Annotated in this window: 20 protein-coding genes; 10 read left to right on the top strand and 10 right to left on the bottom strand. The window is 70.6% G+C overall.

Annotated elements, in window-relative coordinates; all coding sequences use genetic code 11:
* Positions 1–43: 43 nt before the first annotated feature.
* Together OG747_RS25475 and OG747_RS25470 are read right to left on the bottom strand one after the other, a co-directional pair.
* A complete protein-coding gene (locus tag OG747_RS25475) occupies positions 44–571 on the bottom strand; it encodes a hypothetical protein (RefSeq protein WP_405881681.1) in 528 nt (175 codons plus the stop codon).
* A gap of 793 nt (positions 572–1364) precedes the next feature.
* Positions 1365–1697, bottom strand: coding sequence for a carboxymuconolactone decarboxylase family protein (locus tag OG747_RS25470; protein ID WP_405881680.1), 333 nt, complete (start codon positions 1695–1697; stop codon positions 1365–1367).
* Positions 1698–2468: 771 nt separating this feature from the next.
* Between OG747_RS25470 and OG747_RS25465 the strand changes: the two genes are divergently transcribed.
* Positions 2469–3317, top strand: a complete 849-nt coding sequence (locus OG747_RS25465) for an HAD family hydrolase (RefSeq protein WP_405881679.1) — start codon at positions 2469–2471, stop codon at positions 3315–3317.
* A 64-nt stretch (positions 3318–3381) separates the two neighbouring features.
* Here OG747_RS25465 and OG747_RS25460 read toward each other — a convergent pair whose 3' ends face one another.
* The 5 genes from OG747_RS25460 to OG747_RS25440 form a co-directional block, all read right to left on the bottom strand.
* Positions 3382–3594: a hypothetical protein gene (locus OG747_RS25460; RefSeq protein ID WP_405881678.1), complete on the bottom strand. Its 213-nt coding sequence runs from the start codon at positions 3592–3594 to the stop codon at positions 3382–3384.
* 162 nt (positions 3595–3756) lie between these two features.
* Positions 3757–4902 (bottom strand): 3-oxoacyl-ACP synthase III family protein, encoded by a 1146-nt coding sequence (locus OG747_RS25455; protein WP_405881677.1) that lies wholly within the window; start codon positions 4900–4902, stop codon positions 3757–3759.
* Positions 4903–4977: 75 nt separating this feature from the next.
* On the bottom strand, positions 4978–6015 hold the full coding sequence (locus tag OG747_RS25450; RefSeq protein ID WP_405881676.1) for a hypothetical protein: 1038 nt from the start codon (positions 6013–6015) through the stop codon (positions 4978–4980).
* 105 nt (positions 6016–6120) lie between these two features.
* Entirely contained in the window at positions 6121–6744 is a 624-nt protein-coding gene (locus tag OG747_RS25445) for a hypothetical protein (protein ID WP_405881674.1), read from the bottom strand.
* A 92-nt stretch (positions 6745–6836) separates the two neighbouring features.
* The gene (locus OG747_RS25440) at positions 6837–7619 is read right to left on the bottom strand and encodes an AfsA-related hotdog domain-containing protein (RefSeq protein ID WP_405881673.1); all 783 of its coding nucleotides are present in this window, start codon (positions 7617–7619) and stop codon (positions 6837–6839) included.
* Between the two features lie 340 nt (positions 7620–7959).
* On the opposite strand from OG747_RS25440, the gene OG747_RS25435 reads away from it, so the two are divergent.
* The 7 genes from OG747_RS25435 (at position 7960) to OG747_RS25405 (ending at position 14496) form a co-directional block, all read left to right on the top strand.
* Positions 7960–8562: a TetR/AcrR family transcriptional regulator gene (locus OG747_RS25435; protein ID WP_405881671.1), complete on the top strand. Its 603-nt coding sequence runs from the start codon at positions 7960–7962 to the stop codon at positions 8560–8562.
* 619 nt (positions 8563–9181) lie between these two features.
* Entirely contained in the window at positions 9182–9970 is a 789-nt protein-coding gene (locus tag OG747_RS25430; protein ID WP_405881670.1) for an SDR family NAD(P)-dependent oxidoreductase, read from the top strand.
* A gap of 78 nt (positions 9971–10048) precedes the next feature.
* Complete coding sequence (locus OG747_RS25425) at positions 10049–10279, top strand: 4-oxalocrotonate tautomerase family protein (RefSeq protein WP_405881668.1); 231 nt, start codon at positions 10049–10051, stop codon at positions 10277–10279.
* A gap of 111 nt (positions 10280–10390) precedes the next feature.
* Positions 10391–11818: an MFS transporter gene (locus tag OG747_RS25420; protein ID WP_405881667.1), complete on the top strand. Its 1428-nt coding sequence runs from the start codon at positions 10391–10393 to the stop codon at positions 11816–11818.
* A 139-nt stretch (positions 11819–11957) separates the two neighbouring features.
* Positions 11958–13664 (top strand): acyl-CoA carboxylase subunit beta, encoded by a 1707-nt coding sequence (locus tag OG747_RS25415; RefSeq protein ID WP_405881666.1) that lies wholly within the window; start codon positions 11958–11960, stop codon positions 13662–13664.
* Positions 13661–13930 (top strand): acyl-CoA carboxylase subunit epsilon, encoded by a 270-nt coding sequence (locus OG747_RS25410; protein WP_405881664.1) that lies wholly within the window; start codon positions 13661–13663, stop codon positions 13928–13930. Before OG747_RS25415 ends, OG747_RS25410 begins: the two co-directional genes overlap by 4 nt.
* A gap of 29 nt (positions 13931–13959) precedes the next feature.
* Positions 13960–14496: a MerR family transcriptional regulator gene (locus OG747_RS25405; protein ID WP_405881662.1), complete on the top strand. Its 537-nt coding sequence runs from the start codon at positions 13960–13962 to the stop codon at positions 14494–14496.
* Here the strand turns inward: OG747_RS25405 and OG747_RS25400 are convergent.
* Positions 14457–15611, bottom strand: a complete 1155-nt coding sequence (locus OG747_RS25400; protein ID WP_405881661.1) for an acyl-CoA dehydrogenase family protein — start codon at positions 15609–15611, stop codon at positions 14457–14459. The two genes, OG747_RS25405 and OG747_RS25400, sit on opposite strands and share 40 nt — an antisense overlap.
* Positions 15612–15744: 133 nt before the next feature.
* Here OG747_RS25400 and OG747_RS25395 point away from each other — a divergent pair, with 133 nt between their 5' ends.
* Positions 15745–16416, top strand: coding sequence for a TetR family transcriptional regulator (locus tag OG747_RS25395; RefSeq protein WP_405881660.1), 672 nt, complete (start codon positions 15745–15747; stop codon positions 16414–16416).
* On the opposite strand, the gene OG747_RS25390 is transcribed toward OG747_RS25395, so the two are convergent.
* Positions 16389–17504 carry a ScbA/BarX family gamma-butyrolactone biosynthesis protein gene (locus tag OG747_RS25390; protein WP_405881659.1) on the bottom strand — a complete coding sequence of 372 codons (1116 nt, stop codon included), beginning with the start codon at positions 17502–17504 and terminating at the stop codon, positions 16389–16391. The two genes, OG747_RS25395 and OG747_RS25390, sit on opposite strands and share 28 nt — an antisense overlap.
* Positions 17505–17621: 117 nt before the next feature.
* Here OG747_RS25390 and OG747_RS25385 point away from each other — a divergent pair, with 117 nt between their 5' ends.
* Complete coding sequence (locus tag OG747_RS25385; protein WP_405881658.1) at positions 17622–18317, top strand: ScbR family autoregulator-binding transcription factor; 696 nt, start codon at positions 17622–17624, stop codon at positions 18315–18317.
* 22 nt (positions 18318–18339) lie between these two features.
* On the opposite strand, the gene ccrA is transcribed toward OG747_RS25385, so the two are convergent.
* Positions 18340–19524: a crotonyl-CoA carboxylase/reductase gene (gene ccrA / locus OG747_RS25380; RefSeq protein ID WP_405885662.1), complete on the bottom strand. Its 1185-nt coding sequence runs from the start codon at positions 19522–19524 to the stop codon at positions 18340–18342.
* Positions 19525–19641: the final 117 nt, after the last annotated feature.

Below are 19641 nucleotides of genomic sequence, written 5' to 3'. Positions count from 1 at the left end.
GGCCTCTATTGTTTCCTTTTCTGCGGCGAGGACGTACGAGATCTCAGAGCACGGAGTGGGTGACCGTCGAACTGTACGTTCCTGCCAGGGCGTTCGCAGGAATGGTGAGACTGATCGTCGGGTTCCAGGTGGCCGAGTTGATGCCGCTCACGCCGGTGGCCGTCTCAACGGTGCTGGGTGGATAGAGCTGAGTCAGGTTGGTCGAGGCGACATTCACCGTGCCGCTGGTCGAGACCGACGGTGTGTCGTAACTGCTGGAGCCGGCAGCGGATACGGAGATGTTCTGGGGGCCGGTGAAGTCGGTTGCGCCTGCCGTGACGTGCCAGCCCGTGATGGCGCCTCGATCGTCTGTCACCGTGACGTTGCCGAGCGGACTGGAGACCGTTTGCGCACTTCCGCTGACGGCGACAGTGCCGAGATTCACGGGCCCCGCCGGGACACTGATGTCGAGCGTGCCCGCCGTGACCTGGACGGTCACCGGTGTGTCCGCCGCCGAAGCCGGCAAGGGGGAAGCCAATGCCGCCACCGCCGCGCCGGCAATCAGGGGGCTGATGACAATACGTTTTCTCATTGGCGCGACCTCGCTTGACTTCGGGGAGAGGCTGGGACAGCACGACCGGAACGGCGAATGCGTAATTCACGCTACTGAGAGCATGATCAAAAAGCGGAAAGACGCCATTGCGCGGAGACCCGGTCCACTCAAATGGCCGAGTTTGCGGGGCGGCTGAGATGGCTACACCGACGATCGCCACCAAGGACAGTCCCGGCATCCATCGCTGACATCAACGGCCCGGGACAGAGACGTACACGGGCATCCCCGTCTGGTCGTCGCGACGGCAGGCGACGGCAGGCGACGGCAGGCGACGACGACGGTGGCGACGGTGGCGAGCAGCGACCGTGAGCGGTGTCCCACCGGCTCCGCCCGGGGAAGGCCGTCGGCCACGGGGTGGTTCGGGGTCTTGGTGCCGGAGTCGATCTGGGCGGCGTGGTGGGCCGCCCACCACTGCCGGAACTGAGGCCGACAGTGGAAATGGCCGATCTGCGGCCCGCGACACGATCGGGGGGCGGCACGATCAGGGGGCGACACGATCGGGGGCGACACGATCGGGGGCGAACGAGCGAGCGGGCAGCATCCGGCGGCTTCGGCATCCCCTGTGGCGCATCGGGCCCAGTTCCCCTTTCCGCGGACTCCAGCACGACCGGACCGGACCGTGCGGGAAACAGCTGGAAATCAGCGGGGAATCAGGGGGGAAATGAGGGTGAAATCAGCGGCACGGGATGGTGCCGTGCCCTGCTCAGCCCCCAGCCGCGCCGGTCATCGATGCCAGGCGCGGCTGGGGGGCTCCAGATCTCGGGCGACGTCTCTACGCTCGGCCCTTGGCCTCGGCCTCGGCGTCGGCGACGGCAATCGCGATGCCGAGTGCTTTGGCGATGTTGCCGGCTGCCGCCATGACACGGGCCGTGCCCACGATGGGGGCGATGGCGACCAGGACGTCCTGCAGTTGTTCGGCGGTCAGGCCGGCCTGGAGGGCGGGGTCGATGTGGGCGACGTAGGAGATCGGCGGAGCGTCCGAGGCGGCCAGGGCCGCGATGCGTGTGAGCAAGAACGTGTCCTGGGCCAGCCCGCACCGCTCGATCGAGTCGACCGTCATAGCGGCGAGGGTGTCCAGTACCGGGGTTTCAGATGCTGTGGCCATGGCGGTTCGTCTCCTGTTGGTGTCGTGACGAGGATCAGCGGACGGACGAAAGGGATCCGTATCTCGGTGCAGCGTCCCCTGCTCGACCGTAGGTCCGTTTCGCACGGTTTGCCTGTCGAGGAGATCACCCAAGGAGGCGAGGCAGATGCATGGCGGGGCGAACCCTGAGATGCCCACGACGGCTGCCAGGTCGGAGAAAGTCCTGCGGGTCCCATACGACTGCTTGAGCGGCTGTGCCCGGCCCGTCCGCGGGGTCGGTCACGTCCGCGCGGGCCGGCGTCGTCGCACTGTGGCGCGGGTCGGGTGTGTGCGCATGATGCGCTGCATCACGGGGGCGATTCAGTCGCCGGCGTCGGGTGGCCAGCGCAGTTCGACCTCAAGCCATTGGCTTTCCTGCCGCCACACGTCGAGAGCGGTCACCAGCCGGCGGCTCAAGGCGCCGATCGTGGTCTTCCCCCGCACTGGTCACAAGAATCCGCAGGTTCGGATGGGTGGGGTGAGCGACTGAGTGACTGAGTGACTACTGAATGTTCAGACGGATGGGGTGGGAGGCGTCTTCGGGGCAGGTGAAGGTGCGGAGTTCACCGGTGCGTACGGCGCGAGCGCCCGGTGCGCTCCCCGTGCGTTCCGGGCGCGCTCCGGGCACGTTCCGGGCGCGCTCTGGTCCGCGACTTGAGCCACTAGGCACGCCCGAGGCCGAGTGATACCTTCACGAAGGAATTTTATTGGAGGTGCGGCGTCGCGTTCGCGCCACGAGGGGGAGGACTGGAGATGAGCCTTGCGGTGGTGGAAGGGACAGGCGCCAGGGAGCGGAAGCACCGGCCCGCGTATCTGGTGTTCTGTGATGTCGACGAGACGTTGATCGACTGCAAGAGCATGTTCGAGTTCCTGCGGTTCCAGCTCGTACGACGGTACGGGGCGGACGGCGAGGAGCGGTATCGGCGGATCGCCGGGGAGTTGCGGCGGCGGTCCGCGGACGGGGCGCCTCGGGAGCGGGTCAATCGGGAGTACTACCGGGCGTACGCCGGGGAGAGCGTGGCCGAGATGACGGCGCTCGGGCGGGAGTGGTTCGCGCTCGCCTCCGCCGACCCGGGGTTCTTCATCTCGGAGACCGTGGCCGCCCTGGCCCGGCACCGCGCCGCCGGGGCGGAGGTCGTGCTCGTCTCCGGGTCGTTCCTGCCCTGCCTCGCGCCCGTCGCCGAACGGGTCGGAGCCGTCCATGTGCTGTGCACCTCGCCCCTCGTCGTGGACGGGCGCTACACCGGGGAGGTGCTGGAGCCGGTGATCGGTGAGGGCAAGCGGTCCGTGGCACTGCGGATGCTCGCGGAGCATCCCGGGGTCAACCCGCAGGACTGCTTCGCCTACGGGGACCACCCCTCCGACTTCCCGCTCCTCGACTGCGTCGGCAACCCGCGCGCCGTGGGGTACGACCCCGCCGTACGGGAGTATCTGGCCCGGCGCCGGGAGCAGGAGCGCCCCACCCGATCCGGATCGGGCTCACGCTCGGGCTTCGGTTCCGGCTCCGGTTCCGGCTCCGGTTGCGCGCTGGCTTGCTGGTCCATGGGGCGGGACGAGCTCTCGGAAACCTGCTCGGGCGACTGCGCGCTGCCGCTCGGCTGAACCCGTCCGCACGCGGTGAGGGACGACGGTCCTGGACCGTCGTCCCTCACCGTGCCTACGGCGGTCAGTCGATGCTCCGGCAGATGTGCGGTTCCAGTTCCACGTCGTCCGTGTCGCCCGCCAGGCGCAGGACGGGTGCCTTCGCCCCGGGGCTCGTATCTATCAGGTACCAGCCGCCGTCGCGTTGCACCGAGGCCAGCGTTCCGCTGGTCTGGATGGAGAACTGGGTCAGCGGCTGCGTCGTCGGGGTCGTCTTCGCGATCGTCATGACGGTCATTTCCGCTCCTCTTTTCGATGTCGTGTACCGGATTCCGTTTTTCTGGTCCGTCTTTCTCGTACGTCTTTCTCGTACGTCTTTTCTTGCACTTCTCTTCTTGTACTTCTCTTCTTGTACGTCTCTTCTTGTACGTCTCGATCGCTGCCGTCGGTTATCAGTCGGTTATCGGGCGCCCACCAAGGCCGGCTCTTCGACCGTCGCGTGCGGGAGCCTCAACTGTCGGGCCGGGCGTGCGTGGCGGGTGGGTGCCCAGCGCAGCAGGGCCGAGCCCACCGACATGCCGCCGCCGAACGCCGACAGCACCGTCAGGTCGCCCTCGGCGAAGAGACCGCGCCGGTGGGCCAGGTCGAGGGTGATGGGTACGGAGGCCGCGCCCGTGTTGCCGTGGTGGGCCAGGGCCAGGTGCATACGGGCGGCGTCCAGGCCTAGGTCGGGCCAGACCTCCGCCAGCATCACGCCGTTCGCCTGGTGCGGGACGAAGTGGCGGACCTCCCTGCCGCGCACGCCTGCCTTCGCCAGGAGTTCGCGGATCGCGCCGGGCAGGTTCTCGTGCACGAAGCCGCGCACGCCCCGGCCGTCCATCGTGAAGTAGTGGGCGCCCTCCGCCAGGGTGGCCGCCGAGGCCGGGTGCCTGCTGCCGCCCGCCGGGACGCTGATCAGGTGGTGCTGGTCGCCACGGGTGGTCAGGCTCGTCGTGATGCCGCCGGTGATGGAGGGCACCGGGCCCAGGACCACGGCTCCCGCGCCGTCGCCGAACAGGATCGCCGTCTTGCGGTCCGCGCCGTCCAGGATGCGGGAGTAGATGTCCGCGCCGATCACCACCGCGTACGGACCGTTCGCGCTCGGGCCGTTCACGCTCGGGCCGTTCGCGCTCGGACCGTTCCCACAAGGGCCGTCCTCCCCCGCGGCCTCCGCGCGCAGCATTCGTTCCGCCGCCGTCAGCGCGAACATGAAGCCGCTGCACACCGAGTTGACGTCGAAGGCGGCCGCGCGGGTCGCGCCGATCAGGTGTTGGACGATGGCGGCGGTCGCGGGCTGGGGGTGGTCGGGGGTCGAGGTCGCGACCACGACGTAGGAGATCTGGTCGGGTGTCAGGCCGGCTTGTTCCATCGCCCGACGGGCGGCGTGGGCGGCCAGATCGGAGGTCGCCTCGTGGGGCGCCGCGCGACGGCGCTGCCGTATGCCGGTCTTGTGTTCGATCCATTCCGCGGTCACACCCGCCGCTGCGCCGACCTCGTCGTTGTCGACGACGGTGGCGGGGAGGTACGAACCGGTGCCGATGATGCCGATGGGGGGCGTGGTGGTCATGGTCGGGCTCCTTGTGCTCGATGGGTAGGAGGCGAGGGGGACGAGGCGAGGGGAAGGCGAGGGGGCTGGGGGTGGTCAGGACGCCGGGATCGTCGTGAACTCCAGGAAGCTCGGGCCCTTCAGCTTCAGCTGGGCGTGGATGTCGCCGCCGAGGCCGAAGTGGCCGATGGCGCCTCCGTAGTTCTGCTGGTAGCTCATCCACAGCACGACCACGTTGATCACCCGGTTCGAACCGGGCGAGCCGGCCTCGGGGAAGGGGTTGGGCAGCGTCGCCCGGTAGTGCGCCATGCCGTTGCTGTCGCTGATGAAGGCGTTGGGCACACCGAGCGGGCCGGGGCGGGTCGGGCCCGCCGGGTCGAGGTCGTGCTCGCGCAGCGACATGACCGTGTAGAGGCTGTCGGGGATCAGGCCGGTGAAGGCGAACGAGAAGTCGGCGCTGCGCCGGTGGGCCGGTACGTGGACCTCCAGCTGGGCGCGGGCCTTGACCCACTGGCCGAGCGTGATGGGCTCGCGCACCTTGGGCCCGTCCTCCTCGCGCAGGTCGGGGATCGGGGCGCCGTGCAGCGGGTAGCTGGGGCGCTTGACCTCGTGCGCGTCGGGGCGCTGCTCCGGGGCGAAGAGCATGGGGTAGTTGTTGCACGGGAGGGGGAGGGGGAGGGTGTAGAGCTGGGTCAGGGAGTCGGCGGACGTGGGGTCGGCGCAGTCGAGTTCGCGGAGGATGTCGTACGGCAGGTTCTGGCCGAGCGGCGGCAGCGGGCTGTCCGGGGAGACCACCGCGCTCCCCCACTCGGAGACGGTGGCGCCGTCGGGGCCGGGCCGGTTGATCCGCCCGATGACGACGAAGTCGCCGTTCTCGTCGACGATTTCGCTCGGCGGGTAGAGGGGGCCCTGGGTGGTGACGCTCAGGTCGTAGGTGCGGGTCATGGCGGTGGGCGGCGGGGCGGCCACCGTGACGGCCTTGTCGGTCGTGACGGCCGTACGCGTCGTGCGGGCCTTGCCCGTCATGACGGGCGTGTCGCTCGTGACGGTCGTGACGGTTGTGTCGGTCGTGTCGGTCGTGACGATGGCGTCCGTCGCGTGAGTCGTGACGGTCGCGTCGGTCGTGACGGTCATCTTCGTACTCCTTTGCCAGTACGAACGGCCGGCCGCGGGACGCCTTGCGAGGGTTCCGCGACCGGCCGTGGGCGGGCGGGGCCTGGGGTCGGCCCCGGGGTCGGGTCAGGCGGCGGTGACACGCTCGTAGATGCGGGTGTACAGGCCGTTGTCGCCTCCGGTGATGTACGTGTCGCCCGCCTCGCGGACGATCTGCTGGTAGCGCGGGGAGGTGAAGGCCTCCAGGTACTTCGCGGGGTCGGCGTTGAAGCCGGACACGAACATCACGCCGGGCTCGGTACTGGCCAGCGAGTGGAAGGCCTGGAAGCTCTCGACCTCGGCGGAGGTGCGGACGACGTCGAAGATGGTCTCCTCGCGCCAGGCGCGGTACTGCCGGTAGACACGCGGCACGACCTCGACGTGGCGCATCTGCACGTACCGGGTGTCGGGCAGGGCACCGGCGGCCGGCTTGGGCGCCTCGACGAACTGCAGGAACTGGCGGCGGAAGTCACCCTCGCCCAGCGGGCCGACGGCCTCCCAGAGCTTCCACCAGTCGGCGCGCAGCTCCTCCATGTGCTCGAAGCCGTCCAGCGGGGCGAGTTCCAGGACGGAGTTGGTCTCCAGGCCGCGGTAGAGGATCCGGCCCTCGAAGCCGGAGGCGTCGTTGTGCTGCTGCCAGGCCTCGGCGACGGCGGCGACCTGCTCGGGCTTGGCGAAGAGCTCGGTGGCGGTGATGAGGGCGGCGGACATGACGGTCTCCTTGGTGTGTGAAGTGGGCTGTACGTGAAGTGGGCTGTACGCGAAGTGATTTGATCTGCTTGACCGGGGGGTCGAGGTGGCCGTCAGGCTCCTACGAGCACCGGTGCCTCGGCCGGCGTGACGGTCGTCATCGCGTGTTCGACCGCGAACCGCGCCCGGCGGTGCTCCTTGGCCTCGATGACCCGGGCGTCGAAGGCCGTGTACGCGACGGTGGTGACCGAGGCGCGACGGCCGGCCTGGTGAACGCTGATCTCCGCGGTGAAGGAGAGCCGGTCGGGGCTGTCGGTCTCGGCCCTGACCGTGCGGTACTCGATCGTGGCGTCCAGCGGGAAGAGGAAGTTCTCGAAGTCGGTGTTCATCGACTCGATGACGTAGTAGTACGACCGGTCGAGGTGGCGTGAGGCGTGGTAGCGCTCGCTGACCGCGAGGAACATCTGGCGGGCGGCCTCGACGGCCACCATGCCCTGGACGTGCTCGCCGGTCTGGTGGTCGATCAGCAGCTCGTTGTCGTTGTGCACCCGCAGGTTCGCGACGAAGAGGGTCTCGTCCGTGCGCCGCAGATCGGCTATCAGGGTGTTGCAACTGCGGTGTTTGTGCGCCTCGCCGCGGGCCGCGAGCAGGGGCTCCTCGTAGCGGAACTCCAGCCGCTCGGCGAGACCGAGCAGCAGGGCCTGCTCGTGCACCAGCTCCCAGCCGTCGGCGGTGACGCCCTGTCCGGCGCGCACCTGGATCGGCAGGGTGTCCCATGAGTACACCCCCAGCCGCATCTCCTCGATGAACTGCGTGACGGTGAGGACGTCCTCCTGGACGGCGAATCCGGCAAAACGGTCACCGACGATCAGCAGGGTACGGGTGGTGGCTGACATGTGGATCTCCTTGGTGGGGCGGTCCTCACTTGGGGAGGCGTACCGCGGACGGGAGGAGCAGGTGCAGCTGTCACTGACGATCACTCATGGACTTGCGGGCTCGTGCACTCGTGGGCTCGTGGGCTCGTGGGCTCGCCAACTCATGCACTGACGTACCGGCGTACGGGCCTGTTGGCGCCGGAAGGCGTGCGGGGCGGGGTGAACTCCCGTTCCCTGCACCGTTTTTCCGGGGCGGCGGGGCCGATGTGAAGAACCGTAGAGGACGCCGGACACGGATGCAACCATCTAGTTGGTTTTTCAGAACTATCCAGTTGGTTTCACCGTGGACTAGGCTCGTGGCATGGCAGAGACACCCAAGGGACAGCAGACCCGCGAAAAGCTCCTGGAGGCCGCTCAGGCCGAGTTCTCCGAGCACGGACTCGCGGGCGCGCGCGTCGACCGCATCGCCGAGCGGTCCGGCGTGAACAAGCAGCGCATCTATGCCTACTTCGGCAACAAGGAAGCGCTGTTCGCGGCCGTCATGACCCGGGTGTACGCGCACATGTCGGCGGTCGTGCCCATCCCCACCACGGAGGAGGGGCTGCGCGCGTACGTGGGTGAGGTCTTCGACTATCACCGCAAGTCCGACCTGGTACGGCTGCTCGCCTGGGAGGGACTGCACTACCGCGACCGGCCCATCCCGGACGAGAAGGAACGCGAGGCGTACTACGTCCACAAGACGGTCGCGCTCAGCGTCGCGCTCGACATCGACGACCCCACGGCGGCGGCCCGGGTGCTCATCGCGCTGGTCGGCATCGCGTCCTGGCCGTTCATCGTGCCGCAGCAGCGCCGGCTGATGCTGGGGCCGGACGGCGACACGGAGTCCGGCTGGGCGCTGCTGCGGGCCAGCATCGTCGCGCACGGGCACTCCATCATCGACAACGTGCTGGAGGGGTCCGTCTGAGGGGGCGGGGCGTACGGGGCCGACTGGCCGCCTCTGCGGTCGACTGACCGTCCCTACGGTCAACCGGCGCCCCTGTCGTCAACCAGCCGCCCCTGCGGTCAACCGGCATCCCCGTGGTCAACCAGCCGCCCCTTATGGGGAGTTCGACGAGGTCGAACTCCCCTTTTTTTGTGCCCTTTTGCGCCTGGGATGTACGCGGGGGGGTGCGCGGGGGGTGTGTTTTCGGGCTCCTGACCGCCGGGTTCAAGGTCTCCAACGCTCCCGCCGGAGGTTGGGTGAGCGGTTCCCCCCGGGGGGCAGGCAGAGGCCTGGTAGCCGACCCCGGGGTAGGGCAGGGCGGGCACACTCCCCGGCGCCCTCATTTTCCCGTTCCGCATCCGCCCCCTGACGAGGTGTTTCCCCGCGGCGCGTGCGCATCACCGGGACGGAAAACCAACTAGATGGTTGCAACCGTCCCTCGATCCCGCTACCTTCTTCATCACCAGGCCGGACACGCTTCCCGGATCGCGGAAGCAGACCGACGGCCCGTCAACTCCGGCCGCCCGCACACCTGTTGCCATCCGCACCTGCACCCGCACCCGCCATGAACCGGGACACGACCCGGGAAAGTGAGGACAAAATGGAATCCAACGCCCCCGTCATCGTCGTCAGCGGAGCCACCGGCGGCATGGGTGCGGCCGTGGTCGAGGAACTGGCCCGGTCCGACGCGACCGTGGCGCTGCTCGGCCGGGACGCCGCCCGACTGGAGCGCACCCGGCAGGACATCGACGCCCGTACAGGAGGCGCCGGCCGGCTGCTGACCTACGAAACCGACATCAACGACACCGGCGCCGTCGACACCACCGTCGCGGACCTGGTCGCCGAACTCGGCCGGGTGGACGCCCTGGTGCACACCGCCGGCGACGGCCCTCTCGCCCCGCTCGCGGAGACCACCGACGAGATGTGGCAGGCCACCTTCAACGGCAAGCTGATGGGCGCGGTCCGGCTGACCCGGGCTCTCGCCGGCCCCATGGCCGCGGCCGGCGGCGGCTCGGTCGTCCTGGTCAGCGGCGTCTTCCGCAAGGACCCCGACCCCCTCTTCCCCGTGAACAGCGCGGTCAACGCCGCCCTCGCCACCTTCGCCAAGGCCGTCTCCAAGGACCTCGGCCGCTCCGGTATCCGGGTCAACGTGGTCGACCCCGGCGCCGTACAGACCCCACTCTGGGACGAGATCGCCAAGACGCTCGGCGACCGCACCGGTGCGAGCGCCGGTGACGTCACCGCCCAGGTGGCCGCCGCGACCCCGCTCGGCCGGCTCGCCGAACCGCACGACGTGGCCCGCCTCGTCACCTTCCTGCTCTCCCCCGCCGCCCGACACCTCGCGGGCGCGTCGATCACCCTCGACGGCGGAGCCTCGGCCGGCCTGTAGCAGCCCCCGTCACCCCCGCCGCCCCGGTCGTCACCTTCTCCTTCACCTCAACTCCCGTACGACACAAGGAGCTTCGCCATGCCCATCCTCTCCATGACCACGTGGCCGAACCAGACCGACGAGAAGTGCCAGGAGCTCATCGAAGAGCTGACGGCGACCGTGCACCGCGTGATCGGCGCACCCCTCGACAAGATCACGGTCTACATCAACGAGATTCCGCAGAACCGCTGGGGCGAGGGCGGAGTCCTCGGCACGAACCCCGAGTTCGCCGAACTCAGCCGCCGCCGCGCCGCCCCCGCCGACGCCTGATCCTCAGCGCGGCTCTCCGTACCCCCCATCCCCCATCCCCCATCCCTCACGCCTCAAGCCTCAAGCCCCCGGCTCCCCCCACCCACCTCGCCCTCTCCAAGGAGCGTTCCCATGGCCATCCTCACCCGGGCCGCGCGGACCGACCGGACCCCGGTCGTACCGGCGGGCGAAGCGCCCGCCCCCCGCCGCTCGTCCACCACCACCGTCCTCGCGGCGGCGCTGCTCGCCTTCTTCGTCATCTCTCTCGACGGCTCCGTCGTCAACGTCGCCCTTCCCGCCATCTCCACCAGCCTGCGCGGCTCCATGGCCGACCTGCAGTGGATCGTCGACGGCTACACCCTGATGTTCGCGGCCTTCATGCTGTCGGCCGGTACCTTCTCGGACCGGATCGGCGCCAGCAGGGCGTACGCCTGGGGTCTCGCGTCCTTCACCGTGGCCTCCCTGGCCTGCGGACTCGCCCCCGACCTGGGCACCCTCATCGCGGCCCGGATGGTGCAGGGCGGCGCCGCCGCGCTCATGGTCCCCGCCTCGCTCGCACTGATCCGCCAGACCTACACCGACCCCGGTAAGCGGGCGCGGGCCATCGCGATCTGGACGGCGGCCGGTTCGGTCGCGGTCGCCGTGGGACCGGTGATCGGCGGCATGCTGACCAGCGGACTGAGCTGGCGTGCCGTGTTCTACCTGAACCTGCCGGTGGGCGCGATCGGTCTCGCCCTGCTCACCCGGATCGCCCCCTCCCCGCGCCGCGCGGCCCCGGTCGACCTGCTGGGCCAGCTCTCCGTGGTGATCTCCCTGGCCGGTCTGACGTACGCCGTGATCGAGGGCGGCCGGGAGGGCTGGAGCAGCGCGGGTGTGCTCGGCACGCTGGCCGTGGCCGCCGTAGCGACCGCCGTCTTCGTCCTCACCCAGTCCCGCCGCAAGCAGCCGATGGTGCCGCTGAGCATCTTCAAGTCCCGTACGGTGCTGGTCTGCCTGGCGGCCGGCTTCACCATCAACGCGGTGTTCTACGGAGCCATCTTCCTGCTCGGCATGTACTTCCAGCAGGTGCGGGGCGCCTCCCCGGTCAGCGCCGGTGCGATGTTCATCCCGATGTGCGCGCTGATCTCCATCGTCAACATGGCGGGCGTCAAGCTGGCCGCCCGCAAGGGGGCCCGGGTGCCGATGGCGATCGGGCAGCTGATCATGGCCGGCGGTTCGCTGCTGATGCTGACGGTCACCCCGCACACCTCGTTCGTGATCCCGGTCCTGCTGCTCGTCCCGATCGGCCTCGGCGGCGGTCTCGCCGTGCCCTCGCTGACCGCGGCGATCCTGGAGAACATCGACGGCGAGCGGGCGGGCACCGCGGCCGCGGTGCTCAACACCTTCCGCCAGGTGGGCAGTTGTCTCGCGGTGGCGGCGTTCGGCGCACTGATCGCCGACACCTCCCACTTCCAGCACGGCATGGACACCAGCTTCGTCATCAGCGTGGTGATGCTCCTCGTGACGGCCGCGGCCACGGCGCTCCTGCTGCCGCGGCTCACCCACCGGTCGGGCGACTAGCCACGTCCCGGCGGTGCGCCCGCCACGACAGCCACCCCCCGCGCGAAGGCCCCGGCCCGGACTCCCCTCCGGCCGGGGCCTTCGCAAAGTCCAGATAAAATACCTTCACGAAGGAATCTTAATCCCCCATGATGGACGCATGACCGTCATCGAGGAACGCACCGTGGCCCGCCCCTCGTCCCCACCCCCACCCGCGTCCCCACCCCCTCCTCCACTCTCTCCCCCGCCCACATCCCCGCCCACATCCACATCCACGTCCACATCCACGTCCCCGCACACGAACCACCCCGTCGCCGAGACAACCCGCGCCCGCCTCGCCGAACTCGAGCTCATACGACAGCTCGCGCACGAGGGCCCGGCCCCCGGCGCGAGCGCCCAGCAGCACGCACGCGGCAAGCTCACCGCCCGCGAGCGCATCGAACTCCTCCTGGACGAGGGGTCGTTCACCGAGATCGAACCGTTGCGCCGGCACCGCGCCACCGGCTTCGGGCTGGAGGCCAAGCGCCCCTACACGGACGGCGTGGTGACCGGCTGGGGCACCGTCCACGGCCGCACCGTCTTCACCTACGCCCATGACTTCCGCATCTTCGGCGGCGCCCTCGGCGAGGCCCACGCCGCCAAGATCCACAAGGTGATGGACCTCGCGCTGGCCGCCGGGGCGCCCCTCGTCAGTCTCAACGACGGGGCGGGCGCCCGGATCCAGGAGGGCGTCAGCGCGCTCGCCGGATACGGCGGCATCTTCACCCGCAACGTCGCCGCGTCCGGAGTGATCCCGCAGATCAGCGTGATGCTCGGCCCGTGCGCGGGCGGCGCGGCCTACTCCCCCGCCCTCACCGACTTCGTGTTCATGGTGCGCGGCATCTCCCAGATGTTCATCACCGGCCCCGATGTCGTCCAGGCCGTGACCGGCGAGCAGGTCACCCACAACGGCCTCGGCGGCGCCGACGTGCACGCCACCGTCTCCGGCGTGGCCGCCGCGGCCTACGACGACGAGGCGGGCTGCCTGGAGGACGTACGGCACCTGCTCTCGCTGCTGCCGCCGAACAACCGCGAACTGCCGCCCCGGGAGCAGCCGTACGACGATCCCGAGCGGCGCTGCGACGCCCTGCTCGACCTGGTCCCGGCCGAGCCGAACCAGGCCTACGACATACACCGGGTGATCGAGGAACTCGTCGACGACGGTGACTTCTTCGAGGTGCAGCCGGGCTGGGCGCCCAACCTGGTCTGCGCGCTCGCCCGGCTCGACGGTCATGTCGTCGGCGTCGTCGCCAACCAGCCCTCGGCGATGGCGGGCGTGCTGGACATCAAGGCCTCGGAGAAGGGCGCGCGGTTCGTGCAGTTCTGCGACGCCTTCAACATCCCGCTGGTCACGCTCGTCGACGTGCCCGGATTCCTGCCCGGCGTCGGCCAGGAGCACGAGGGGATCATCCGCAAGGGCGCGAAGCTGCTGTACGCGTACTGCAACGCGACCGTCCCGCGGATCTCCCTGGTGCTGCGCAAGGCCTACGGTGGCGCGTACATCGTCATGGACTCCCGTTCCATCGGCGCCGATCTGGCCCTGGCCTGGCCGACCAACGAGATCGCCGTGATGGGTGCCGAGGGCGCCGCGAACGTCGTCTTCCGCCGGGAGATCGCGGCCGCGGACGACCCCGAGGCCGTACGGGCGCGGCGCATCAAGGAGTACAAGGCCGAACTGATGCACCCGTACTACGCGGCCGAGCGCGGTCTGGTCGACGACGTGATCGACCCGCGCGACACCCGCGCCGTCCTCATCCGCTCACTGGCCATGCTCCGCGCCAAACACGCCGAGCTGCCCGCCCGCAAGCACGGGAACCAGCCCGTATGAGCGCCGACGACCAGGCCGTACTGCTGCGGGTGCTGCGAGGCAGCCCGACACCGGAGGAACTGGCCGCGGCAACCGCGGCGCTGCTCGGGCTGGCACGCGCCACCACCACCGCGACCGCTGTCCCTGCCACCACCGCCGCCACCACCACCGCGTCGGACGACTCTCCCGAGTCCCCCGTGGGCGCGTCCCCCGGCGTCCGGCGCCGGGCCCGCTGGCACCGGACCGCCCACTCCGCCCACCGCGGCGCCGGCTCATGGCGCCGCTGACCGCACCCGACCGAAGGGCCACCATCACCATGTCCGCACCCGGATCACCCAGCCAGACCGCCCACGCCGCCCATGCCGCCCATGCCGGTCACTCCACCCACACGGAGACGTACTCCCTGGACGAAGTCGTCCGGATCAGCGGGCTCGACCCGCAGACGCTGCGCTGGTACGAGGACCAGGGGCTGATCGAGAGCGCCGTGGAGGACCCCTACGGCGAGCGCGCCTACAGCCCGGTGCACCTGCGCTGGCTGGAGTTCCTCAACCATCTGCGCAGCACCGGGATGTCGCCGGCCGACATGAACCACTACGTCGAGCTGTACCGCGCGGGCGACTCGACCATCGCCGCCCGCCGCGAACTCCTCGAAGCGCACCGCGAGTCGCTGCGCGCCCGGGCCCGGGACTTCGACTCCACCCTGCGCTACCTGGACTGGAAGATCGGCTTCTACCTGGAGCGCGAGGCGGCGCTGGCCCGCGCCGCCGTGCCCCCGACCCCGAGTCCGAGTCCGAGTCAGTCTCCGAGCCCGAGTCAGTCTCCGAGCGTGTCGCCCAGCGCGGCACGGGCATAGGCGGCGGCCACCGGTTCGAGCCGCAGCACTCCGTGCGAGGCGACGGTGTGCACGTCCCGCCACAGACGCTGGAGTTCACCGCCGGCGTCGCGGATGTGGGCGCCGCCGGTGCGGAACATCTTGTCCACCGCGCCGGCGAGGAGCTCGGCGGCGACCGCGGCGTCCCGCTGGTTGGCGGCGACCAGGAGGTCCGTGACGGGTTCGGTGTCCGCGCGCTCGGCGGCCCGGGCCAGCAGCAGTCCGGCGGCTTCGACGTGGGCGGAGGCGGTGGCGAGCGTGTCGCGCACCGCCGCGCTGTCGTGGTTCGGGCGCCCACTGCCGGGCGCCTTCGCGGCGGCCCACCGCGACCACACGCGCAGCGCGCGGCGGGCGGCGCCCAGGGCCGGGGCGCAGAACAGGATTCCGCCGGCCAGCTGGGCGGGAGCGGTGTGGCACCGGGCGCGGTCCGGGGCCGAGGCCGAGGCCGAATCCGAGTCCGAGTCCGAGTCCGAGTACTCGCGCCCCCGTATCAAGTCGGCCTGGAGGAAGGAGCGGTGGTACGGGACAACGGCGTCCCGGATCACCACCGTGTGACTGCCGGTGCCGCGCAGCCCGGTGCTGTCCCAGGTGTCCTCGACCTCCACCTCACGGGCCGGCACGGCGAACACCCGTACCCGCGCGCTCTCCTCGTACGGCTCGGGGGCGGACACCAGCACCCAGTCGGCGAAGTCGACGCCGCTGACGCAGGTCCAGGTCCCCCGCACCTGCCAGCCGTCTCCGCCGGGGAGCGGGCGCGCCGAGCCCGCGGGCGGCATGAGCGCCGCGGCGATCCGTACGTCGGGCGAGGCGCCCCACACCTCCCGCTGCCCCTCCTCGGGCAGCAGCGCGGCGAAGCGTCCGTGCGCGGCCCAGAGCATGCCGCACCAGGCGGCCGAGGTGCAGCCCTCCGCGACCGCCGCGACCTCGGCGAGCAGGGCGGCGAAGGTCCCTTCCGCGCCGCCCCAGCGGCGGGGCACGAAGTGTCCGGGCAGCCCGGACGCGGTCAGCGCGGCGACCACGTCGTCCGCCAACTTCCGTTCCGTGTCGGCGAGTCGGGCGTGCTCGGCGGCCACCTGGACGGGGTCGGTGTGCGGCATACAGCTGCTCCTTGTCCGAAAGGGAGGGGATCCGACGTACAGAAAAAGTGCGTTCAAGAAGGTATTCTTTTGGTGTACCGGCCGCACACCTGGTGGAACCGGCCGCTCCTCCACGCATCGGAAGGGACACGCGATGGCGAAGCAGGCGCGCTCCCGCCGCACCCATGAACTGGTCCTCGACGCGGCGGCGGCCGAGTTCCTCCGGCACGGCTATCCACGCGCCAACCTCCAGCACGTGGCGGACCGTACGGGGCTGACCAAGGGCGCCCTGTACGGCCACTTCGCCTCCAAGGAACAGCTGGCGCAGGCCCTGATCGCACAGCTGGACGAGATGATGGAGAAGGCCGGGGGTGAAAGCGAGGGCGAGAACGAGGGCGAGAACGAGGGAGCGGGCGCCACGGCCCGCGAGCGGCTGCGCGCGCTGTCCTGCGCGCTGGCCGAGCGGATCGAGTCCGACGTCCGGATCAACGCCGCGCTGCGGCTGGTGATGGACGAGGCGCACTCCGGTTCCCAGCCGCCGAAGCTGCTCGCCGATCTGCGTCGTCTGGCCACCGAGGTGGTGGAGAGCGCCAGGAGCGAGGGCGCGCTGGGCGAGCGACCGCCGACCGCGCCACTCGCCGACCTCACCGCGGTGATCCTGGTCGGTGCCTACTACACCGCGCCCGACCTGGAGCGGCGGGGCCTCGCGGACCGGGTGCGCGACCTGTGGGACGCACTCCCCGCCTCCCCGATGTCCCCCGCTTCCCCCACTTCCCCTCTGCCCTACCCCTCCGGGGCTCAGGCCGTACGGGAGACCGCGTCCTGATGGCCGAGCGCCCCCACGCCCGCCTGGGCCCCCGCACCCGTGTCGGCCCAGGTCGTCCGGCAGGTGGTGAGCACCTTGCCGTCCTGTACGGCGTCGGTGACCAGGTGCACGGTGCCGGGTCCGGCCCCCGGGTGCCGTTCGCGCACCACGAGGTCGATCGGCGCGTCGAGTTCACCGAAGGCCAGGCAGTCGACGTCCACGCCCACCAGCGAGTACACGGAGCACGCGGAGTACACGGAGTACACGGGGGAGCTGTGGAGGTCCGCCGGGTGCAGCAGCAGATGGCCGAGCTGGCGGAAGCCCTCGAGCGTGACCATCAGCGGCACATGGTCGCTGGGGTGGTCGAAGAAGATCGGGTGCTCGACGTCGATGAGCAGCTGCCAGGGACCGTCGGCCCGTTCCCGGACGAGGACGCTGTCCTTGGAGCGCAGCCGGCCCACCGCGGCCGGGTGCACCCGCTCCACGGCCCGCGGGGCCGGACCGGCCACCGCCGCGCCGACCGGCCGGGCGCCGCGGCCGCGCAGCATGGCGTACCGCTTGTCGTCCACCGCGACGACGTGCAGCGCCCCCCGGCCGCAGGTGCGTCCGTCGACGGTGAGGACGACTTCGAGGCGCATGCCGAAACGGTTCGGCGGACGATTGCCGACCCACAGCCACTGCGCCTCCAGAACCACCGGGACCGGCTCGCCGCCGATGCGCAGCGCGGCCGGGTCGGTTATCTCGAACTCCGAGCCGAAGCCGATGAAGCGATGGGTGAGCGGGACGCCGTAGAAGGCGTGCGCGAGGTAGACGAGCGACTGGCGGATGGTCTCCATGAACAGCAGCGGGTCACTGGTGCCGTCGCTGCCCGGGGAGTAGAGCGCGTGGTCGCGCGGCCACTGGGCGGCGACCAGAAAGCTGTGCTCGCCGGTGCGGACGGCGTCGGTGAGGAAGACCTCGGCGATCGCCGCGCGGTGGACCATGTGGCGCGGAACGGGCTGCAGATAGCTGAGCTGCGAGCGGTCGGGCCGGACGTCCGGTCCCTGTACGGCGGCGAGCCGGGTGGCGGCCGCGGCCGCAGGGACAGGGATGGTGGCAGGCTGATGCATGGTCTGAACCCCCAGTGAATGTATTCACGCAGACGGCAACATCGGCGCGACGCTTGTGCTCATCGAGCCGCCACTTACAATACATTCCCGAAGGTATATTTCAAGGAACCAATGAGGATGGACACCATGGCCGCGGAAAGCAGCTCCCGGACGTCCCGGCCCACCCGGGACGCCGCGCCCCGCCACAAGGACACGGGCCTGAAGCAGGAGCGGGCCGTGCGCACCCGCGGGCAGGTACTCGACGCGGCGGCGGAGGCGTTCGCGACCAAGGGCTTCCCCGCCGTCACCGTGGCGGACGTGGCCGAGCTCGCCGGGGTGACGAAGGGGGCCGTCTACTTCCACTTCGCGAACAAGGAGGCCCTCGCCCAGGCCGTGGCCGAGGAGTTCTACCACCTGCTCGGGGTGATCGACGTGGAGGTGCAGGAGGCGGAGCTGTCCCCCCTCGACGCGGTGGCCGAGCTCCTGGTCCGTACGGCGCTCTCCTTCCGCGACGACACGATGGTCCAGGCGGGCGCCCGGCTGCAGATCGAGCGCTCCCTCATCGGCGCCGACCTGCCGATGCCGTACCTGGGCTACACCGAGTCGCTGGTCACCTGGTTCAAGCAGGCCCAGAACGAGGGCGAGTTGCCCGCCACGGCCGACCCGGACGTCACCGCCCGGGTCCTGGTCGCCGCGTTCTTCGGAGCCCAGCACATCTCCTGGGTGCTCAACGACCGCGCCGACATCGCCGACCGCGTCCGGGAGATCCTGGACACCGTGGTGCCGCGGCCGACGACGTCGGCGAAGTCGACGACGTCAGCTAAGTCGGCGTAGAGACAAGGCCGTTGCCGCTCTGTCAGACGCTCGCCCCCTCCTCCGCGTCCCGCGCGCCGACCAGGACCGCGAGGTTGCCCGGGGGGTGGGCGTTGTCGTGCAGGAGCTGGTGGGCCTCGCCCAGGTGCTCGAAGCCGAAGGTCAGCGACAGACAGGGGTCGAGGATGCCCCGGTCGACGAGCTCGGTGACCTCACGGGCCTGCTGGGCGTTGGCCGCGTGCGAGCCCTGCAGACGCTTCTGCCGCATCCACAGGAAGCGCAGGTCCACATCGCCGTTGTAGCCGGTGCTGCCCCCGCAGATGACGACCATGCCCGCGTTGTCGCACAGGTACATCGAGGTGGGGATGGTGTCGGCGCCGGAGTGCTCAAGGACCACCCGGGGCGCCCGCCGCTCGCCCAGCACCTCCCAGAATCGGCGGCCGAAAGCGCGGGCCCCGGCCAGCCAGCGCGCCATCGCCTCCTGGTCGTCGGTGTGCGGCAGCCGCCCCCAGTGGTCGAACTCGCGCCGGTCGATCCAGCCCTCGGCGCCCAGCCGTACGCACTCCTCGCCGCGCTCCGCGCTGGAGACCACCGCGACCGGAACTCCCCCGGCCCAGCGCACCAGTTGGATCGCCATGCAGCCCAGGCCACCGGCGCCGCCCCAGATCAGCACCGGGTCGCCGGGGCGCACGGTGTTCGGCGGCCAGCCGAACAGCTGCCGGTAGGCGGTGGCCGCGGTGACCATGTAGCAGGAGGCCGCGGCCCAGGACAGCCGGCGCGGCTTGGGGTGGCACATGTACTCGTCGGCGACGGCGAACTGTGCGAAGGAGCCGAAGTTCTCCTCGTACCCCCACACCGTCTGCGAGGACGACGTCGCCGGGTCGGCGCCGAGCCGGATGTCCTCGGCGCTCTCGTCCCACTGGTTGCCGAGCAGCACCACCTCGTCGCCCGGCTTCAGCGTACGGACGTCCTCGCCCACCGCCCACACCACACCGGAGCCGTCGGAGCCGCCGATGTGGAAGGGGTCGGTGTCGCCCCGGCGCGCCCGGGCCGCGACGACGTCGACCGGGTGGCCGAGCGCGGCCCAGACGTTGTTGTAGTTGACGCCGGCCGCCATCACCTTGATCAGCACCTGGCCGCGGCCCGGCCGCGGGGTGTCGACGACCTCGGTACGGAACGCGTCCGCGGGACGGCCGTAGCGCTCGGGCCGGATCACCGAGGCGTACATGTGCCGGGGGATCCGGCCCAGCGGCGGGGCGTCACCGAGTTCGTAGAGGTCCTCGGTCGTCGGGGCGGTCGTCGGCGCGGTCGTCGGCTCAGTGATCGGGGCGGTGATCGGGGCGGT

The sequence above is a fragment of the Streptomyces sp. NBC_01384 genome, assembly GCF_045040035.1.
Taxonomy (GTDB): domain Bacteria; phylum Actinomycetota; class Actinomycetes; order Streptomycetales; family Streptomycetaceae; genus Streptomyces.
This window is presented reverse-complemented; position numbering and strand designations above follow the sequence as displayed.